Origin of the sequence: Caballeronia sp. LZ043, assembly GCF_031451075.1 — a bacterium.
In the GTDB taxonomy this organism is placed as follows: Bacteria; Pseudomonadota; Gammaproteobacteria; order Burkholderiales; family Burkholderiaceae; genus Caballeronia.
On sequence record NZ_JARUXT010000001.1, the window covers coordinates 2,677,672 to 2,691,687 of the forward strand.

At 66.1% G+C, this 14,016-nt stretch carries 14 protein-coding genes; 9 read left to right on the forward strand and 5 right to left on the reverse strand.

The features are described 5' to 3' along the window. Positions 1-8: 8 nt before the first annotated feature. Together QCE64_RS12260 and QCE64_RS12265 are read left to right on the forward strand one after the other, a co-directional pair. A complete protein-coding gene (locus tag QCE64_RS12260; RefSeq protein ID WP_309931263.1) occupies positions 9-1,214 on the forward strand; it encodes a class I SAM-dependent methyltransferase in 1,206 nt (401 codons plus the stop codon). Positions 1,215-1,226: 12 nt separating this feature from the next. After that, positions 1,227-1,421, forward strand: coding sequence for a DUF2905 domain-containing protein (locus QCE64_RS12265; RefSeq protein ID WP_309810593.1), 195 nt, complete (start codon positions 1,227-1,229; stop codon positions 1,419-1,421). A gap of 10 nt (positions 1,422-1,431) precedes the next feature. Here QCE64_RS12265 and QCE64_RS12270 read toward each other — a convergent pair whose 3' ends face one another. The 4 genes from QCE64_RS12270 to QCE64_RS12285 form a co-directional block, all read right to left on the reverse strand. Next, a complete protein-coding gene (locus tag QCE64_RS12270) occupies positions 1,432-2,667 on the reverse strand; it encodes a multifunctional CCA addition/repair protein (protein WP_310003932.1) in 1,236 nt (411 codons plus the stop codon). Further along, positions 2,664-3,284, reverse strand: a complete 621-nt coding sequence (locus tag QCE64_RS12275) for a glutathione S-transferase family protein (protein ID WP_310003934.1) — start codon at positions 3,282-3,284, stop codon at positions 2,664-2,666. Before QCE64_RS12275 ends, QCE64_RS12270 begins: the two co-directional genes overlap by 4 nt. A gap of 18 nt (positions 3,285-3,302) precedes the next feature. Then, positions 3,303-4,259 (reverse strand): complex I NDUFA9 subunit family protein, encoded by a 957-nt coding sequence (locus QCE64_RS12280; RefSeq protein WP_310003936.1) that lies wholly within the window; start codon positions 4,257-4,259, stop codon positions 3,303-3,305. Between the two features lie 128 nt (positions 4,260-4,387). Further along, a complete protein-coding gene (locus QCE64_RS12285) occupies positions 4,388-6,355 on the reverse strand; it encodes a transglycosylase SLT domain-containing protein (RefSeq protein ID WP_309931267.1) in 1,968 nt (655 codons plus the stop codon). Positions 6,356-6,374: 19 nt separating this feature from the next. Here QCE64_RS12285 and QCE64_RS12290 point away from each other — a divergent pair, with 19 nt between their 5' ends. Further along, positions 6,375-7,019, forward strand: coding sequence for a 5-formyltetrahydrofolate cyclo-ligase (locus QCE64_RS12290; protein WP_310003940.1), 645 nt, complete (start codon positions 6,375-6,377; stop codon positions 7,017-7,019). Between the two features lie 18 nt (positions 7,020-7,037). Here the strand turns inward: QCE64_RS12290 and QCE64_RS12295 are convergent, their stop codons facing one another. Next, positions 7,038-7,550: a winged helix DNA-binding protein gene (locus QCE64_RS12295; protein ID WP_309810607.1), complete on the reverse strand. Its 513-nt coding sequence runs from the start codon at positions 7,548-7,550 to the stop codon at positions 7,038-7,040. Between the two features lie 186 nt (positions 7,551-7,736). On the opposite strand from QCE64_RS12295, the gene pxpB reads away from it, so the two are divergent. The 6 genes from pxpB (at position 7,737) to QCE64_RS12325 (ending at position 14,001) form a co-directional block, all read left to right on the forward strand. Beyond that, positions 7,737-8,390, forward strand: coding sequence for a 5-oxoprolinase subunit PxpB (gene pxpB / locus QCE64_RS12300; RefSeq protein ID WP_310003942.1), 654 nt, complete (start codon positions 7,737-7,739; stop codon positions 8,388-8,390). Further along, a complete protein-coding gene (locus tag QCE64_RS12305) occupies positions 8,387-9,427 on the forward strand; it encodes a biotin-dependent carboxyltransferase family protein (protein ID WP_309810612.1) in 1,041 nt (346 codons plus the stop codon). Before pxpB ends, QCE64_RS12305 begins: the two co-directional genes overlap by 4 nt. Positions 9,428-9,489: 62 nt before the next feature. Beyond that, positions 9,490-10,236, forward strand: a complete 747-nt coding sequence (pxpA, locus tag QCE64_RS12310) for a 5-oxoprolinase subunit PxpA (protein WP_309810614.1) — start codon at positions 9,490-9,492, stop codon at positions 10,234-10,236. A gap of 149 nt (positions 10,237-10,385) precedes the next feature. After that, on the forward strand, positions 10,386-11,117 hold the full coding sequence (locus QCE64_RS12315; protein WP_309919044.1) for a DUF969 domain-containing protein: 732 nt from the start codon (positions 10,386-10,388) through the stop codon (positions 11,115-11,117). After that, a complete protein-coding gene (locus tag QCE64_RS12320; protein WP_309919047.1) occupies positions 11,114-12,070 on the forward strand; it encodes a DUF979 domain-containing protein in 957 nt (318 codons plus the stop codon). The genes QCE64_RS12315 and QCE64_RS12320 overlap by 4 nt, the downstream gene beginning before the upstream one ends. A 545-nt stretch (positions 12,071-12,615) precedes the next feature. Continuing rightward, positions 12,616-14,001: an undecaprenyl-phosphate glucose phosphotransferase gene (locus QCE64_RS12325; RefSeq protein WP_310003945.1), complete on the forward strand. Its 1,386-nt coding sequence runs from the start codon at positions 12,616-12,618 to the stop codon at positions 13,999-14,001. Positions 14,002-14,016 lie beyond the last annotated feature (15 nt).

Consider the following 14,016-nt stretch of genomic DNA (forward strand, 5'->3'; position numbering starts at 1 on the left):
ATGCGGGGATGAACTCGAATGCTCGACAATCCGATAGTTTACCTGCTCCGGGCGCCGACGCGCTCGCGCAATCCGAAGCGCTGACCGGGCTGATCCGCGAACGCATCGCCGCTGCGGGCGGCTGGCTGCCGTTCGACCGCTATATGGATCTGGTCTTGTACGCTCCCGGCCTGGGCTATTACAGCGGCGGCGCCATGAAATTCGGCCGCCGCGGGGAAGACGGCAGCGACTTCGTCACCGCGCCCGAGTTGTCCCCGCTGTTCGCGACGACGCTCGCCCGTCCCGTGGCGCAGGCGTTGCAGCAGAGCGGCACGCGGCAGCTGATGGAGTTCGGCGCCGGCACCGGCAAGCTCGCCGCCGGCCTGATGAGCGCCCTCGCCCAACTCGACGTGCCCTTCGACAGCTACGCGATCGTCGATCTTTCCGGCGAACTGCGCGCGCGCCAGCGTGAAACCATCGAACGGGACGCGCCCGCGCTCGCCGCGAAGGTGCAATGGCTCGATTCGCTGCCGGACAGCTTCGAAGGTGTGGTAATCGGCAACGAGGTGCTGGACGCGATGCCCGTGCGCCTCGTCGCGCGCAAGCTCGGCGCGTGGCACGAGCGCGGCGTGGTGCTGCTGGACGACCGCCTGGCCTTCGACGACCGGCCGATCACGCCCGACGCGCAAGTCGAACTGATCGATGCCGCCATCGACGACGCCAACGACGAACCCTTCGCCGAATACGTGACGGAAACGCACGAAGCGGCGCTGGGCTTCACGAAGACCGTCTGCACGATGCTCGTGCGCGGCGCGGCGTTTTTCATCGACTATGGATTTCCGCGCCGCGAGTTCTATCACGCGCAGCGCGCGGGCGGCACGCTGATGTGTCACTACCGGCATCGCGCGCATCCGGATCCGTTTCTCTATCCGGGCTTGCAGGACATCACCGCGCACGTGGAATTCACGGGCATCGCGGAAGCCGGGGTCGAGACCGGCGCGGATCTGCTCGGCTTCACCTCGCAGGCCCGCTTCCTGTTGAACGCGGGCGTCACCGACGTGCTCGGCGAACTGGATCCGTCCGATGTGCGGCGTTTCCTGCCGGCCGCCAATGCCGTGCAGAAACTGCTCTCCGAGGCCGAGATGGGCGAGCTGTTCAAGGTGATCGCGTTTTCGCGCGGCATCTCCGGCACGCTCGACGCCTTCGCCACCGGCGACCGAACTCACACCCTGTGATTTTTATCCATCATGATCCGCTGGCTGCTGACCACCTTCATCGCGCTCGCGATCCTCTCCGGCTCGATGCCCTGGCTCAGGAAGTTCGGCATCGGGCGGCTGCCGGGTGATTTCACGCTGCGGCTGTTCGGCCGGGAATACTCGTTTCCCTTCATGTCGACGCTGCTGCTTTCCCTTTTGCTCTCACTGATCGCGCGCGCACTCTGAGGTCGGACGATCAGACGCCCAGCGCGTCCTTCACGGCGGCGACCCGTGCGTCGTGTACCGCATCCTTGATCTTCGACGGCTGGGCCGCGTGCTGTTGCGCGACGGCGCCGGCATCGACGGAACGCGCCGCGACGAGCGCCTCGCGCAGCCGCTCCGCCTGCGGATACGGTTGCCGGTCGAGTCCCAGCCGGCCGCGCGCGTCGGCCACGCACGCCTGCAAGGCCTCGGCGAAACGCGCCGGCTTGCGCAGCGCATCGGCGCGTTCGAACAGCCGCACCAGCGCGGCCGCGCCCATCTCCATCACGCGATGGATGTTGCCGTGCTCACGCGCGACCAGCACCGCCAGGTCGCGGCATTCGTTGGGCACGCGCAGGCGTTCGCACAAGGGACGCAGCAGATCCACGCTGCGTCCCTCGTGACCGAGATGGCGCGGCAGGATGTCTTCCGGCGTGGTCGCCTTGCCGAGATCGTGCGTCAGCGCCGCGAAACGCACCGGCAGCGCGAAGCCTTGCGACGCGGCGTAGTCGAGCACCATCATCACGTGCACGCCGGTGTCCACTTCCGGGTGATAGTCGGCGCGCTGCGGCACGCCCCAGAGCGCATCGACCTCGGGCAGGATGCGCGCCAGCGCGCCGCAGCCGCGCAGCACCTCGAACATGCGTGACGGCTTTTTCTCCATCAGCCCGCGCGACACTTCCTGCCACACGCGCTCGGGCACGAGCGCATCGACTTCGCCGGCCGCGACCATCTTTTGCATCAGCGCGGCGGTCTCGGGCGCGATGTTGAAATCGGCAAAGCGCGCGGCGAAACGCCCGATGCGCAGAATCCGCACCGGATCCTCGATGAACGCCTCGCCCACGTGCCGGAACAGCTTGCTCGCGAGATCGGCCCGGCCGTCGAAGGGATCGATGACGGGACCCGTCAGCTCGCCCGCCGGCGTGACTTCGCGGGCCATGGTGTTGATCGTGAGATCGCGCCGCGCGAGATCTTCCTCGAGCGTCACGTCCGGCGAATAGTAGAACTGGAAGCCGTGATAGCCTGCGGCCGTCTTGCGTTCGGTCCGCGCGAGCGCGTATTCCTCGTGCGTCTCGGGATGCAGGAACACCGGAAAATCCCGCCCGACCGGCCGATACCCCTGCGCGACCATCTGTTCGGGCGTCGCGCCCACCACGACGTAATCGCGATCCACCACCGGCACGCCGAGCAGTTCATCGCGGATCGCGCCGCCGACCGCATAGATGTTCATCGCGCCGCCTCGCGCGCGCCGTCGATCCACGCGGCCACTGCCGGCAACGCCGTGACGCGCCGCGCGTAGTCCAGCGAGATCTGGCTCAGCTTGGGCGCATAGGAGTTGAAGCGCATGACGACGGGCGCGTACATCGCGTCCGCAATGCCGAACTCGCCGAACAGGAACGGCCCGCCCGACGCCGCGAGGCACTCGGCCCAGATGGCTTCGATGCGCGCGATGTTCGCGAGCGCACCCGGCGTCGCGCCCGTGCCCGGCGCGTGGACCGAGAGGTCCATCGGCATGTTCTGGCGCAGGTCCGCGAAACCCGCGTGCATCTCGGCGCTGATGCTTCGCGCGCGTGCCCGGGCGGCGGCATCGCGCGGCCACATCGCGTGCTGCGGGTGCAGTTCGGCAATCGTCTCGGCAATCGCCAGCGATTCCCACACGGCAGCGCCCGTATCGGTGATGAGGCATGGCACCTGGCCATTCGGCGAAAGCGCCAGAATCTGCGCCTTCGTGTCGGGCTGGTTCAGGCGGATCAGCGTCTCCTCGAACGGGACGCCGAAATGCGTGAGCAGCACCCACGGACGCATCGACCAGGAAGAATTGAGCTTGTCACCGATAACGAGTTTCATGCGATCAGAGTAAGGGGTTCAGCGGTGCGCGGTGGCGCGGAAGGCGTCGAAGCGCGAGCGCGATGCATTGCCGGTCAGGTACAGCGGCGCGATGGCCTCGATGCTCGCCGGTTCGTCGATGCCGAGTTCAGGCGCAAGCGGCCCGCTCGCGATGTTCGGCGTTTTCATCGAGTCGAGATTGTCGCGCGAAATGAGCGGCTCGCCGGGCGCCATTTCCATGGTCATCGCCTGCAGACGGCCAAGGCTCTCCGGCAGCTTGATGATGCGCGCATGCTTGCCGATGGTCGCGCCCGCGAAGCGCACCAGTTCCGCCAGCGTATAGACGCCGGGACCCGCGAGTTCATAGACCTGATGGCCGGAGGCGTCGAGATCGAGCACGTTGACCATGGCCTTCGCCACGTCGCCAACGAAGACCGGCTGGAACTGCGCGTCGGCGCATGCGAGCGGAATCACCGGAAACATGCGTTCGAGGAACGCGAACTGATTGAGCAGATTGTCTTCAGGGCCGAATACGACCGAACTGCGGAACACGGTCCAGTCGAGTCCGGACTCGCGCACGATCTTTTCGCCCTCGCCCTTCGAGCGCAGATACATGCTCGGGCCGTCGACATCGGCGCCGAGCGCGCTCATGTGCAGCAGCCGCCTCACGCCCTTCGCCGCGCACGCCGCCGCGATCTTGCGCGGCAACTCGACATGCGCCTTCGCGAACTCCGGCCCATACGGATCGCCGCGCCGGCCCTGCAGCACGCCGACGAGATTGATCACCGCATCGCACTGGTCGATGAAGGCGGCCAGCTGCACGGGATCGTGGACATCGGTTTCGATCACGTCGATGGGCAGCAGCGTCAGATGTGCGGCACTGGCGCGACGGCGCGTGGCCACGCGCACGTTCTTGCCGAGATCGACGAGTGCATTGACGAGATGGCTGCCGATGAATCCCGATCCGCCGATCAACGCTATGTGTTGGTGTCGCATGGCTCGCCTCTTGGGTCGTGGCTGGACGGACGTGTCTTGAAAACCGTCTTGAAAATCTGAAGCAGGAAAGACAACGCCCGCGAATCCTTTCCAGGACACGCGGGCGTGAGTTTCGCTTGGGGACGCCGTCAGGGAGCGATGTAGCCCAGACGCGCCTTCAAGGACTGCGGACGGCCTTCGAACAGCGCGGCATAGTAGACGGTGTTCGAAAGCACGTTCTTCACGTAATCGCGAGTCTCGGTGAACGGGATGGTTTCAGCAAAAACCGCGCCCTCCACGGGCGCCCGCAAGTCCTGCCGCCACTGCCGCGGCCTGCCCGGCCCGGCGTTGTAGCCGGCGGTGGCGAGCACAGGCGAGTTGTCGAATTGATTGTAGATCATCGACAGGTAATTCGTGCCGAGCAGGATGTTGGTGTTGATCTCGTTCATCTGCGCGCGCGAGACCGGACCCATGCCGATCTTCTTCGCGACGAGCTGCGCCGTGCCCGGCATCAGCTGCATCAGGCCGCCCGCGCCCACTTCCGAACGCGCGTTGATGATGAAGCGCGATTCCTGGCGGATCAGCCCGTACGCCCACTCGACGTCCAGGCCGGTGTTCTGCGCGTCACGCTCGACGATATCCCGGTACGGCGACAGGAAGCGCAGCGAGAAGTCGTGCTCGGCCTTGGTCTTGTCGGCGGTGTTGACGGTGCGGTCGAGCAGTTCGATGCGCTTCGCATACTGCGCGGCGGCGAGCAACTGGCGGTCCGTCATCGTGCGCAGCGGCCAGTTCCATTCGCGATTGCCTTCGAGCCGCATGTTCAGCGCATAGAACCGTTGCGCCAGCGCGAAGCCCGGCACCGACTGCATCTGCGCGATTTCCTCGTCCGTCACGGTGGTGCGCGGCGGCACGGTGATCTTCTGTCCCAGTTCTTCCAGCGCGAGCTGGCCATAGAAGTTGAACTGGTCCGCGATGCTCTGGAATTCCTGATTCGCCGTGGCCGTGTCGCCGGCCTGCTTGACGGCGCGTGCATGCCAGTAAACCCACGACGGCTGGCTGCGCAAGCCGGGCGGCATCTGCTCGATGGACCAGCGCACCATGTTCCAGTCGCCGGCGAGCAAGGCGCTGCGAGTACGCCACTCATACGCCGGGTTCGACAACTGCGCATTGGCCGAGAGCCGGTACCAGTCCGCTGCCGACGGCATGCGCTTGACCGCCGCCTGATAGCCGATCGTGCCCCAGCCGATGGCGCGCTCGGTCGGCGTCAGGCTCGGCGCGACGGAACTGAACGTGGCCGCGGCCATGGCCGGATCGTTGCGGGCCATGCGCGTGATGGCGAGCAACGTGAGCTGATGCGCCGGGGTGTTGGGCATCACGCCACGCGCGAGATAAATGGGCGGCTTGCTGACGGCGTCGTCGAGCAGCGAGTCCTTGGGCTTTTCCTGACCCAGCGTCTCGACGATGTTGCCGCCGGTGTTGGTGTAGTTCTGCTCGTAGGCGAGACGGATCTGCTGCCAGATGTCATCGCTCGTGAACTGGCCCGACTCGGCCAGCGCGCCGATCAGGTCGACACAGCCGTCGCCGTACCATTTCGGATCGACAAGCAACGCGCGCGCGGCATCCGCGACGTTTTCACCGCGCGACAGGCGCGCCTCCAGCGCGTAGCACTTGACCTGCGTGTCGTCGTTGAGCACGAAGCGCGCGTATTGCTGCTCGAAGTTCTTCCAGTCGTGACGGCTGCCGAGCACCACCAGGTAGTCGTTGCGCATGCGGTCTGCAATGGCCTGGCCGTCATAGCGCTGCAGGAACGACAGCACGGGCGCGTCCGGCGCGTCGATGCGCGCGTGGCCCTGCGAATCGAACAATTGCGGCTTGAGCGTGAAGTATTCGAGATAGCTCGGCGCCGGATAGGACGGAATCTGCGCGGCGAGCGCAGCAGCTTTGCCGGCGTCGTTTGCGCGGGCGGCGTCGCGCAGCTGCAGGAAGATGCGGTCGTCGGAACCGGGGGTGAAATCGGCGTCGGGAGGGACAGCGGAGGCCGTGCCGCAGGCAACGAGGGAAAGCGCGGCAAGGGCGGCGCAGACCGCGGGATATACTCGGTTGAGGCGTTTTGACATCTTTATTTCTGGAGCGCGAATGGTCTTGAAGCGAGTCCTGAGGTCGGAAGAAAGCATATCACGCAACGTTTGCGCGACATCGGAACACGCGCCTGAGAAATTGCTTAAGAGTGAACCCAAGAGTGCACTGCGCGCGACCCTGCTCGAACGTCGCGAAGCGCTGGCTGAACAGCCGGGTTACGCCGACCTGCACGCCGCCCTCGCCGCGCGCCTGCGCGAGGCCCTCGAACGCCACGCGGCGCAGTGCGTCGGCTTCTACTGGCCGGTGGCGGGCGAGTTCGACGCGCGCGATGTCATCACGCGCTGGCTCGCCGAAGACGCGTCACGTGAAGCGGCGCTGCCAGTCGTCGTCGAGCCGCGCGCGCCGATGGTCTTTCACGCATGGCGCGCCGATATGCCCATGAAGGAAGGCCGCTACCGGATTCCGGTGCCTGCCGAAGAACGCGTCGTGGTGCCGGATCTGCTGCTGATTCCGTGTGTCGGTTTCGACGCGGATGGTTATCGGCTGGGATATGGCGGCGGCTATTACGACCGCACGCTGGCCGCGTGGCCGGGTGCGCGGCGGCCGGTCACGCTGGGCGTCGCGTTCGAGGCATGCCGCTGCGGCGCGCTGCCGCGCGAAATCCACGACCTGCCGCTCGACGCGATCGTCACGGAAGCCTGAGCCGGGCGCTACCTTGATTTATAGCGATGCCGCCGCGCGTGCGGCGGTGTCATACAGACCGGAAGCATTGCGCATCAGCTGCGCCGCTTCGCCGATCTGCTCATTGGTGAGGCCGCTCTCGCGCAGCGTCTCGATCAGGCAAGCCTCGCGCACCTCGCGATACCGCCCGCACAATTCGCGCCCTGCCGGCGTCGCGGAGAAGAACACTTCCTTGCCGGTTTTCTCGCTCTGCACATAGCCGCGCCCGACCAGCTTCTTGAGCGCATACGTGGCGACGTGCGTGTCCTCGATATTCAGCACGAAGCAGATGTCGGCGAGCTTCTTCTTGCGGTCGCGATGGCTCACGTGGTGCAGCAGCGACACCTCCACTGCGGTCATGTCCTTGGCTCCCGCTGCCGACATGCAGCGCACCATCCAGCGATTGAACGCGTTTCCCGCCATGATGAGCCCGTACTCGAACTCCGACAGTTCCGCGCTGGTTTCGGACACGAGATGTTCGGAGGAGACGATCTTGGTGGGATGGCGCGGCATGGCATTCGCCCGTTATTAGTGTGCGTTGGAGTGTAGCGCAGGGCGTTTTTACCAGCGTACCGCGCGCCTCGGCGAAAACCTGTATTGATAATTTCTTGATAATTTATTGACAATGTACCATTCTGCGACGATGCGATGAGCGCCCGACCGGCACTTTTTCTTGTCGCGAAACAGCGAACTCAAGGCATGACCCAACCCAGTATTCATCCGCTCGGCGATTCCGCGCTGGTGCTCGACACCGCGCCGCCCGCCACGCTCGACTGCCAACGCCGCGTCTGGGCGCTGGCGGAACACGCCCGCCTGATGCCGCACGTCGTCGAAGTCGTGCCGGGCATGAACAACCTGACCCTCGTGTTCGACCCATTGAAAGTGGACTACGAAACGCTCGCGGCGCAGCTGCAGAGCGGCTGGGACGCCGTCCAGGCCACTGAAACCGAGGCGGCTGAGATCGAGATTCCGGTGCGCTACGGCGGCGCGGACGGCCCGGATCTCGTCGAACTGGCGCGGCATGTGGGCCTGTCCGTCGATGAAGTCGTGAAGCGGCACACGCAAGCCGAATACATCGTGTTCTTCCTGGGCTTCCAGCCGGGCTTCGCCTACCTGGGCGGGCTCGACCCCGCGCTGCACATGCCGCGCCGCGCCGAGCCGCGCCTCGAAGTGCCGGCGGGATCGGTGGGGATCGGCGGGGCGCAGACGGGCATTTATCCGGCGGTGTCGCCGGGCGGCTGGCAACTGCTTGGCCGCACCGAACTCAAGCTGTTCGATCCGGCCAGAAACCCGCCGACGCTGATGCAGCCCGGCGACCGCGTGCGCTTCACGGCGCTGGAGGTCCGCGCATGATCGACGTGATTCGCGCGGGCGTGCTCAGCTCGGTACAGGATCTTGGCCGCCCCGGCTATCGCCATCTGGGCGTGAGCTCGGGCGGCGCGCTCGATGCGCTGTCGCTCGAAGTGGGCAACCGCATCGTCGGCAACCGGCCGGATGCGGCGGGCATCGAGGTCACCTTCGGGCCGACCGTGCTGCGCTTCAAGCATGCGACACGCATTGCCATCGCTGGAACCGATTTCGGCGCCACGCTCGACGACAAGCCGGTCTATTCCTGGTGGAGCCTGCCGGTGCGCGCGGGCCAGGAACTGACGCTGCGCGCGGCCAAGCGCGGCATGCGTTGTTATGTGTGCATCGCGGGCGGCATCGACGTGCTGCCGATGCTCGGTTCGCGTTCCACCGATCTCGGCGCCTGCTTCGGCGGTCTCGGCGGCCGCGCGCTGCGCGACGGCGACCGTTTGCCCGTCGGCGTGCCGCAGCCGCACAAGGGCATTGCGTTCTCACCGGAAGAGCCCGCGTTCGGCGTGAAGGCGCCGGCGTGGTGCAAGTTCGTGCTGGTCGACGAACCGGTGCGGCGCGGCCGTCACGCGCCGGGCCTGGCGTGGGCGGTCCCGGTGCGCGTGCTGCGCGGTCCGGAATACGACAGCTTCGGCGATGCCGCCCAGCAGGCCTTCTGGAACGAGGAGTGGACCATCACGCCGAACAGCAACCGCATGGGCTTCCGCCTCGCGGGCACGGCGCTCGAACGGACCCGCAAGGTGGAACTGCTGTCGCACGCGGTGTTGCCCGGCACGATCCAGGTGCCGCCGAACGGCCAGCCCATCATCCTGATGGGCGATGCCCAGACCACGGGCGGCTATCCGAAGATCGGCGCGGTCATCCGCGCGGACGTGTGGAAGCTCGCGCAGGTGCGGCTGAACGGCGGCGTGCGCTTCATCGAGACATCGGTGGAAGAGGCGCGCCATGCGCTCGCGGAAGAACGCCAGTATGTGAGCCAGGTGGAAACGGCCATCGCCATGCACGAGGAACGCATCGCGCGCGCAGGCGCATGAGGGCCGCGCCGGACGCCGCGCGTCGCGCGCAACATTCAACGTAAGGACTTGTACGAAACATCATGGAAATCGATCTCAATGCCGATCTCGGCGAAGGCTGCGGCACCGACGAAGCGCTGCTCGACCTCGTCAGCTCCGCCAACATCGCGTGTGGCTGGCACGCCGGCGGCGCCACCGCGATGCGCGACTGCGTGCGCTGGGCCGTCGAGAAAGGCGTGGCCATCGGCGCGCATCCAAGCTTCAACGACCCGGAGAACTTCGGCCGCAAGGAAATGGACCTGCCGCCCGAAGAGATCTACGCGGGCGTGCTGTATCAGCTGGGCGCGCTGTCGGCGATCGCGCAGGCGGAGGGCGGGCGCATCGCGCACGTGAAGCCGCACGGCGCGCTCTACAACCAGGCGGCGAGAAGCACGGACATCGCCGATGCGATCGTCTCCGCGGTGCGCGACTTCGACCCGTCGCTGCTCGTGTTCGGACTCGCCAACAGCGGGCTGGTGGAGGCCGCGCGGCGCGCCGGACTCATCGCGATCGAGGAAGTGTTCGCGGACCGCGGCTACCGCGCGGACGGCTCGCTCGTGCCGCGCAAGGAACCGGGCGCGCTGCTCGACGATGAAAACCTCGTGCTCGACCGCACGCTCGCGATGGTCCGCGAACAGCGCGTGCAGGCCGTGTCGGGCGAATGGGTGCCGCTCAACGCGCAGACCATCTGCCTGCACGGCGACGGCGCGCACGCGCTGGCGTTCGCGCGCCGGATCCGCGGCGCGCTCGCCGATGCGGGCATCGAGGTTCGCGCGGCGCACGCCGAATGACGCCTTCTCACTGAGTCAAAGCGCATCCCGCGCAACCGGGGCGCGTCAGCAAGCGGCCGGCAGAGCCGCGCAGTCGCAAGCAGCAAACCACAAGCAATAAAACCACGCGCCCGGTTCGAGGCGTGACGCTTGATCCGTTTGGAGAACTCATGGCAACCGCAGTCAACACCGCAGTCAACCTATGGCCGCTCATTGGCGTGGCCGTCATCATCGTGGGCTTTGTCCTGCGCTTCAATCCGATGCTGATCGTCGCCGCCGCCGCGATCATCACCGGGCTGGCGGCGCACTTCCCGGTCGAGAAAATCCTGACCGCGATCGGCAGCGGCTTTCTCAAGACCCGCAACATTCCGCTCATCATCTTGTTGCCGCTCGCGGTGATCGGACTGCTGGAGCGTCACGGCCTGCGCGAACGCGCGCAGATGTGGATTTCCAGCATCAAGGCGGCGACGGCCGGGCGCCTGCTGATCGTCTATCTGTTCGTGCGCGAGATCACGGCGGCGGTGGGCCTGACCGGGCTCGGCGGTCATCCGCAGATGGTGCGCCCGCTGCTCGCGCCGATGGCCGAAGGCGCCACCGAAGCCCGCTACGGCAAGCTGTCCGATACGGTGCGCCACAAGCTGCGCGCCTACTCGGCGGCGACTGACAACGTCGGCCTGTTCTTCGGCGAGGACATCTTCGTGGCGTTCGGCGCGATCGTGCTGATGACCACCTTCCTGAAGGAGGCGGGCATCGTGGTCGAACCGATGCATGTCGCCGTGTGGGGCATTCCCACGGCGATCTGCGCCTTCCTGATCCATGGCTTCCGCCTGTGGCTGCTCGACCGCAGACTCGCGCGCGAACTTGGCGCCCTGACGCGCAACGTCGCCGGAGAGAAGGCATGACGCTCACGATCAACTATCTGTTCTATCTCGTCGGCATCGTGCTCGTGGTCGTCGCGGGCATGATCCTCACGGACAAGTCGCATCCGCGCAGGCTCACCGCGGGCGGCTTCTGGCTGATCTACGCGCTGATCTTCCTGATCGGCGACTGGATTCCGGTGCCGGTCGTCGGCGTGCTGGTAGTCGCGATGGCGCTGATCGCCGGGTTCGGCGGCGTCACCGGCGCGAAGCCGAAGATGCTCTCAGAAGAAACCCGTCGCCAGAGCGCCGTGCGTCTCGGCAACAAGCTCTTCATTCCGGCGCTGACCATTCCGGTCGTGACCGTCGTCCTCACGCTCGGCGCGAAGTATCTGGTGTTCGGCGGCACGCCGCTGATCGAACTGAAGAACGTGACGCTGATCGGCTTCGGCGTCGGCTGCGTGATCGCGCTGGCGATTGCCTGCGTGATGACGCGCGATACCGTCGGCCAGTCGATGCGCGAAACGCGCCGCCTGATCGACGCGCTGTCGTGGGCCGCCGTGCTGCCGCAGATGCTCGGCATGCTCGGGCTGGTGTTCTCGGATGCGGGCGTGGGCAAGGCCGTCGCGCACGTGACGACCGCCTACGTCAACATGGACTACCGCTTCGTCGCGGTGGCGGTGTACGTGATCGGCATGGCGTTGTTCACGATGGTCATGGGCAACGGCTTCGCGGCGTTCCCGGTGATGACGGGCGGCGTCGGCGTGCCGATCCTGGTCGGCGTGTTCCACGGCAATCCCGCGACGATGGCCGCCATCGGCATGTTCTCGGGCTACTGCGGCACGCTGATGACGCCGATGGCCGCGAACTTCAACATCGTGCCTTCAGCGCTGCTCGAACTGCCCGACAAGAACGCGGTCATCAAGGTGCAGGTGCCGACCGCGCTGACGCTGTTGATCGCCAACATCTTCCTGCTGAACTGGCTGATGTTCATCTGAGCATCGGCGTGAGAGCACGCAGCTTCCGCGTGCTCTCGTGAAACTTCCCTCCTCGCAGTCCCCTTCCTTTCTTCCGCTTGTTTCCGCTTGTCAACCGCGCGCCGGCGTCGATAGCCGCGGCGGTTCGTCTCGTCCCCTTCCCTCGCGGCATCAGAACTTCGACGCAGGTCCGTCCGGATTTTTTGATGCTCGTTATCAGCATTGCAACCCGTGAGCATTGCGCTCAGGCATTCGAATGCGCGCGTGTGATCGCGATATTGGGCGCGGGAGTCAGAACCCTCTGACGACTGTCATTTGCAGGAATCGGACACCGCCCAGATTCAGAGCGCGCCTATGGTTGCATCCCGCGTCGATCAAGGAGACTGCGCACGTTTGGTTCGGCGCTCGCTCGACAAGTGAGGATGCAGAGTTGCTCCGCAAGTAACTCGTTGGCGTACTGCGTGCGATGCCGATCGCGTGTTTCCTGAATGAACCGAGGCGTGGCTTTTTCCGCCTTTCGCACATCGCGACTTTCGGGGAACTGATCTTTCGTCATCGATCCTGTCATGCGTTTGCCGACTTACAGCCATTTTCTGAATTTCCCGGCGGCCCCCGATTTGCTGTTTCGTTTGCTCGAGACGCTGCTCGTCATGGTCTGCTCGCTGGTCGCCGAAAGCCGCTTCGGTCACGCGGCCAACGCGGGTTACGACAGCGCCGTCACGGCCTTCGCGATCGTATTCGCATTGAGTCTGTCGTCCGGTCTCCGTCTCAAGCGTCCGGCCCGGCGGGCATTGGCGCGGCACGTCCTGCTGCCGGCGCTGGGCTGGATCGTGTGCGAAGCGCTCGCGGTCGGGGTGGTCAACCGGATGCATCGCGGCTACGCGCCTTCGATGGACTGGTTCGTCTGCCTGAGCGGCCTGACGGCGGGCAGCGTGATCCTCTGCCGCCTTGGCGAACGCATGGCGGGCGCGCGACGCTTTTCAGTGGCGGTGGTCGGTCGCGGCGAGCGCTGCGCGGCATTCGTGCGGCGCGTGATGGCGATGCCCGACGCGGGTTGCGGGATCGGCGCCGTATTCGACCTGGATCCTGAATCGGATGCGCGTTACCCGGGCGCGCTGCGCTTGCGCGACATCGAGACATTCGCCGCGCACGTGCGCGCGCATCGCATCAACGAAGTGTGGCTCGTGCTGCCGCTCACCGACGAAGCGACGCTGCAGCGCTTTCTCGAGACATTCCGTAACGATTTCGTCAACATCCGGTTCATTCCGGACGTCCGCGGCGTCGCGCGCTTTCGCAGCGAGAGCGCCGATCTCGATACCACGCTCGCCATCAACCTTGTCGCGGCGCCCCTCACCGGCGATGCGGTCGCCGCCAAGACGCTGTTCGACCTGGTCTTCGCCACCTGCGCGATCGTGGCGTGCGCGCCGCTGCTGATTGCGATCGCGCTGGCCATCAAGGTGTCGTCGCGCGGCCCGGTGCTGTTCCAGCAGCGGCGTCACGGTGCGAACGGCCAACCCTTCCAGATCTACAAGTTCCGCACGATGCGCGCGCATCAGCGCGAAGACGGCGTGGTGGTGCAAGCCACCCGGAACGATCGGCGCATCACGGGCGTCGGCGCCTTCCTGCGCCGCACCAGCCTCGACGAGTTGCCGCAGTTCTTCAATGTGCTGCGCGGCGACATGTCCGTGGTCGGCCCCCGGCCGCATGCGATCGAGCACGACGCGCTGTATCAGAACATCGTCGACGACTACATCCACCGCTATCGCATCAAGCCCGGCATCACCGGCTGGGCCCAGGTCAACGGCCTGCGCGGCGAGACGAGCTCCGTGGAGATGATGCGGCAGCGCGTCGAACACGATCTCTTCTATCTCAGCAACTGGTCGTTCGCGTTCGACTTGCGCATCGTCGCGGCGACCGTCGTGCGCGGCCTCGTGCATCGCAACGCGTACTGAAGTGCAGGAACCCGA

Excerpts from the sequence above, each read along its gene's own strand:
- pxpA (WP_309810614.1), top strand. The coding sequence starts at position 9,490 with ATGGAAATCGATCTCAATGCCGATCTCGGCGAAGGCTGCGGCACCGAC.
- QCE64_RS12325 (WP_310003945.1), top strand. The coding sequence starts at position 12,616 with ATGCGTTTGCCGACTTACAGCCATTTTCTGAATTTCCCGGCGGCCCCC.
- QCE64_RS12295 (WP_309810607.1), bottom strand. The coding sequence starts at position 7,550 with ATGCCGCGCCATCCCACCAAGATCGTCTCCTCCGAACATCTCGTGTCC.
- QCE64_RS12320 (WP_309919047.1), top strand. The coding sequence starts at position 11,114 with ATGACGCTCACGATCAACTATCTGTTCTATCTCGTCGGCATCGTGCTC.
- QCE64_RS12270 (WP_310003932.1), bottom strand. The coding sequence starts at position 2,667 with ATGAACATCTATGCGGTCGGCGGCGCGATCCGCGATGAACTGCTCGGC.
- QCE64_RS12285 (WP_309931267.1), bottom strand. The coding sequence starts at position 6,355 with ATGTCAAAACGCCTCAACCGAGTATATCCCGCGGTCTGCGCCGCCCTT.
- QCE64_RS12265 (WP_309810593.1), top strand. The coding sequence starts at position 1,227 with ATGATCCGCTGGCTGCTGACCACCTTCATCGCGCTCGCGATCCTCTCC.
- QCE64_RS12275 (WP_310003934.1), bottom strand. The coding sequence starts at position 3,284 with ATGAAACTCGTTATCGGTGACAAGCTCAATTCTTCCTGGTCGATGCGT.
- QCE64_RS12280 (WP_310003936.1), bottom strand. The coding sequence starts at position 4,259 with ATGCGACACCAACACATAGCGTTGATCGGCGGATCGGGATTCATCGGC.
- QCE64_RS12315 (WP_309919044.1), top strand. The coding sequence starts at position 10,386 with ATGGCAACCGCAGTCAACACCGCAGTCAACCTATGGCCGCTCATTGGC.
- QCE64_RS12290 (WP_310003940.1), top strand. The coding sequence starts at position 6,375 with ATGGTCTTGAAGCGAGTCCTGAGGTCGGAAGAAAGCATATCACGCAAC.
- pxpB (WP_310003942.1), top strand. The coding sequence starts at position 7,737 with ATGACCCAACCCAGTATTCATCCGCTCGGCGATTCCGCGCTGGTGCTC.
- QCE64_RS12305 (WP_309810612.1), top strand. The coding sequence starts at position 8,387 with ATGATCGACGTGATTCGCGCGGGCGTGCTCAGCTCGGTACAGGATCTT.
- QCE64_RS12260 (WP_309931263.1), top strand. The coding sequence starts at position 9 with ATGAACTCGAATGCTCGACAATCCGATAGTTTACCTGCTCCGGGCGCC.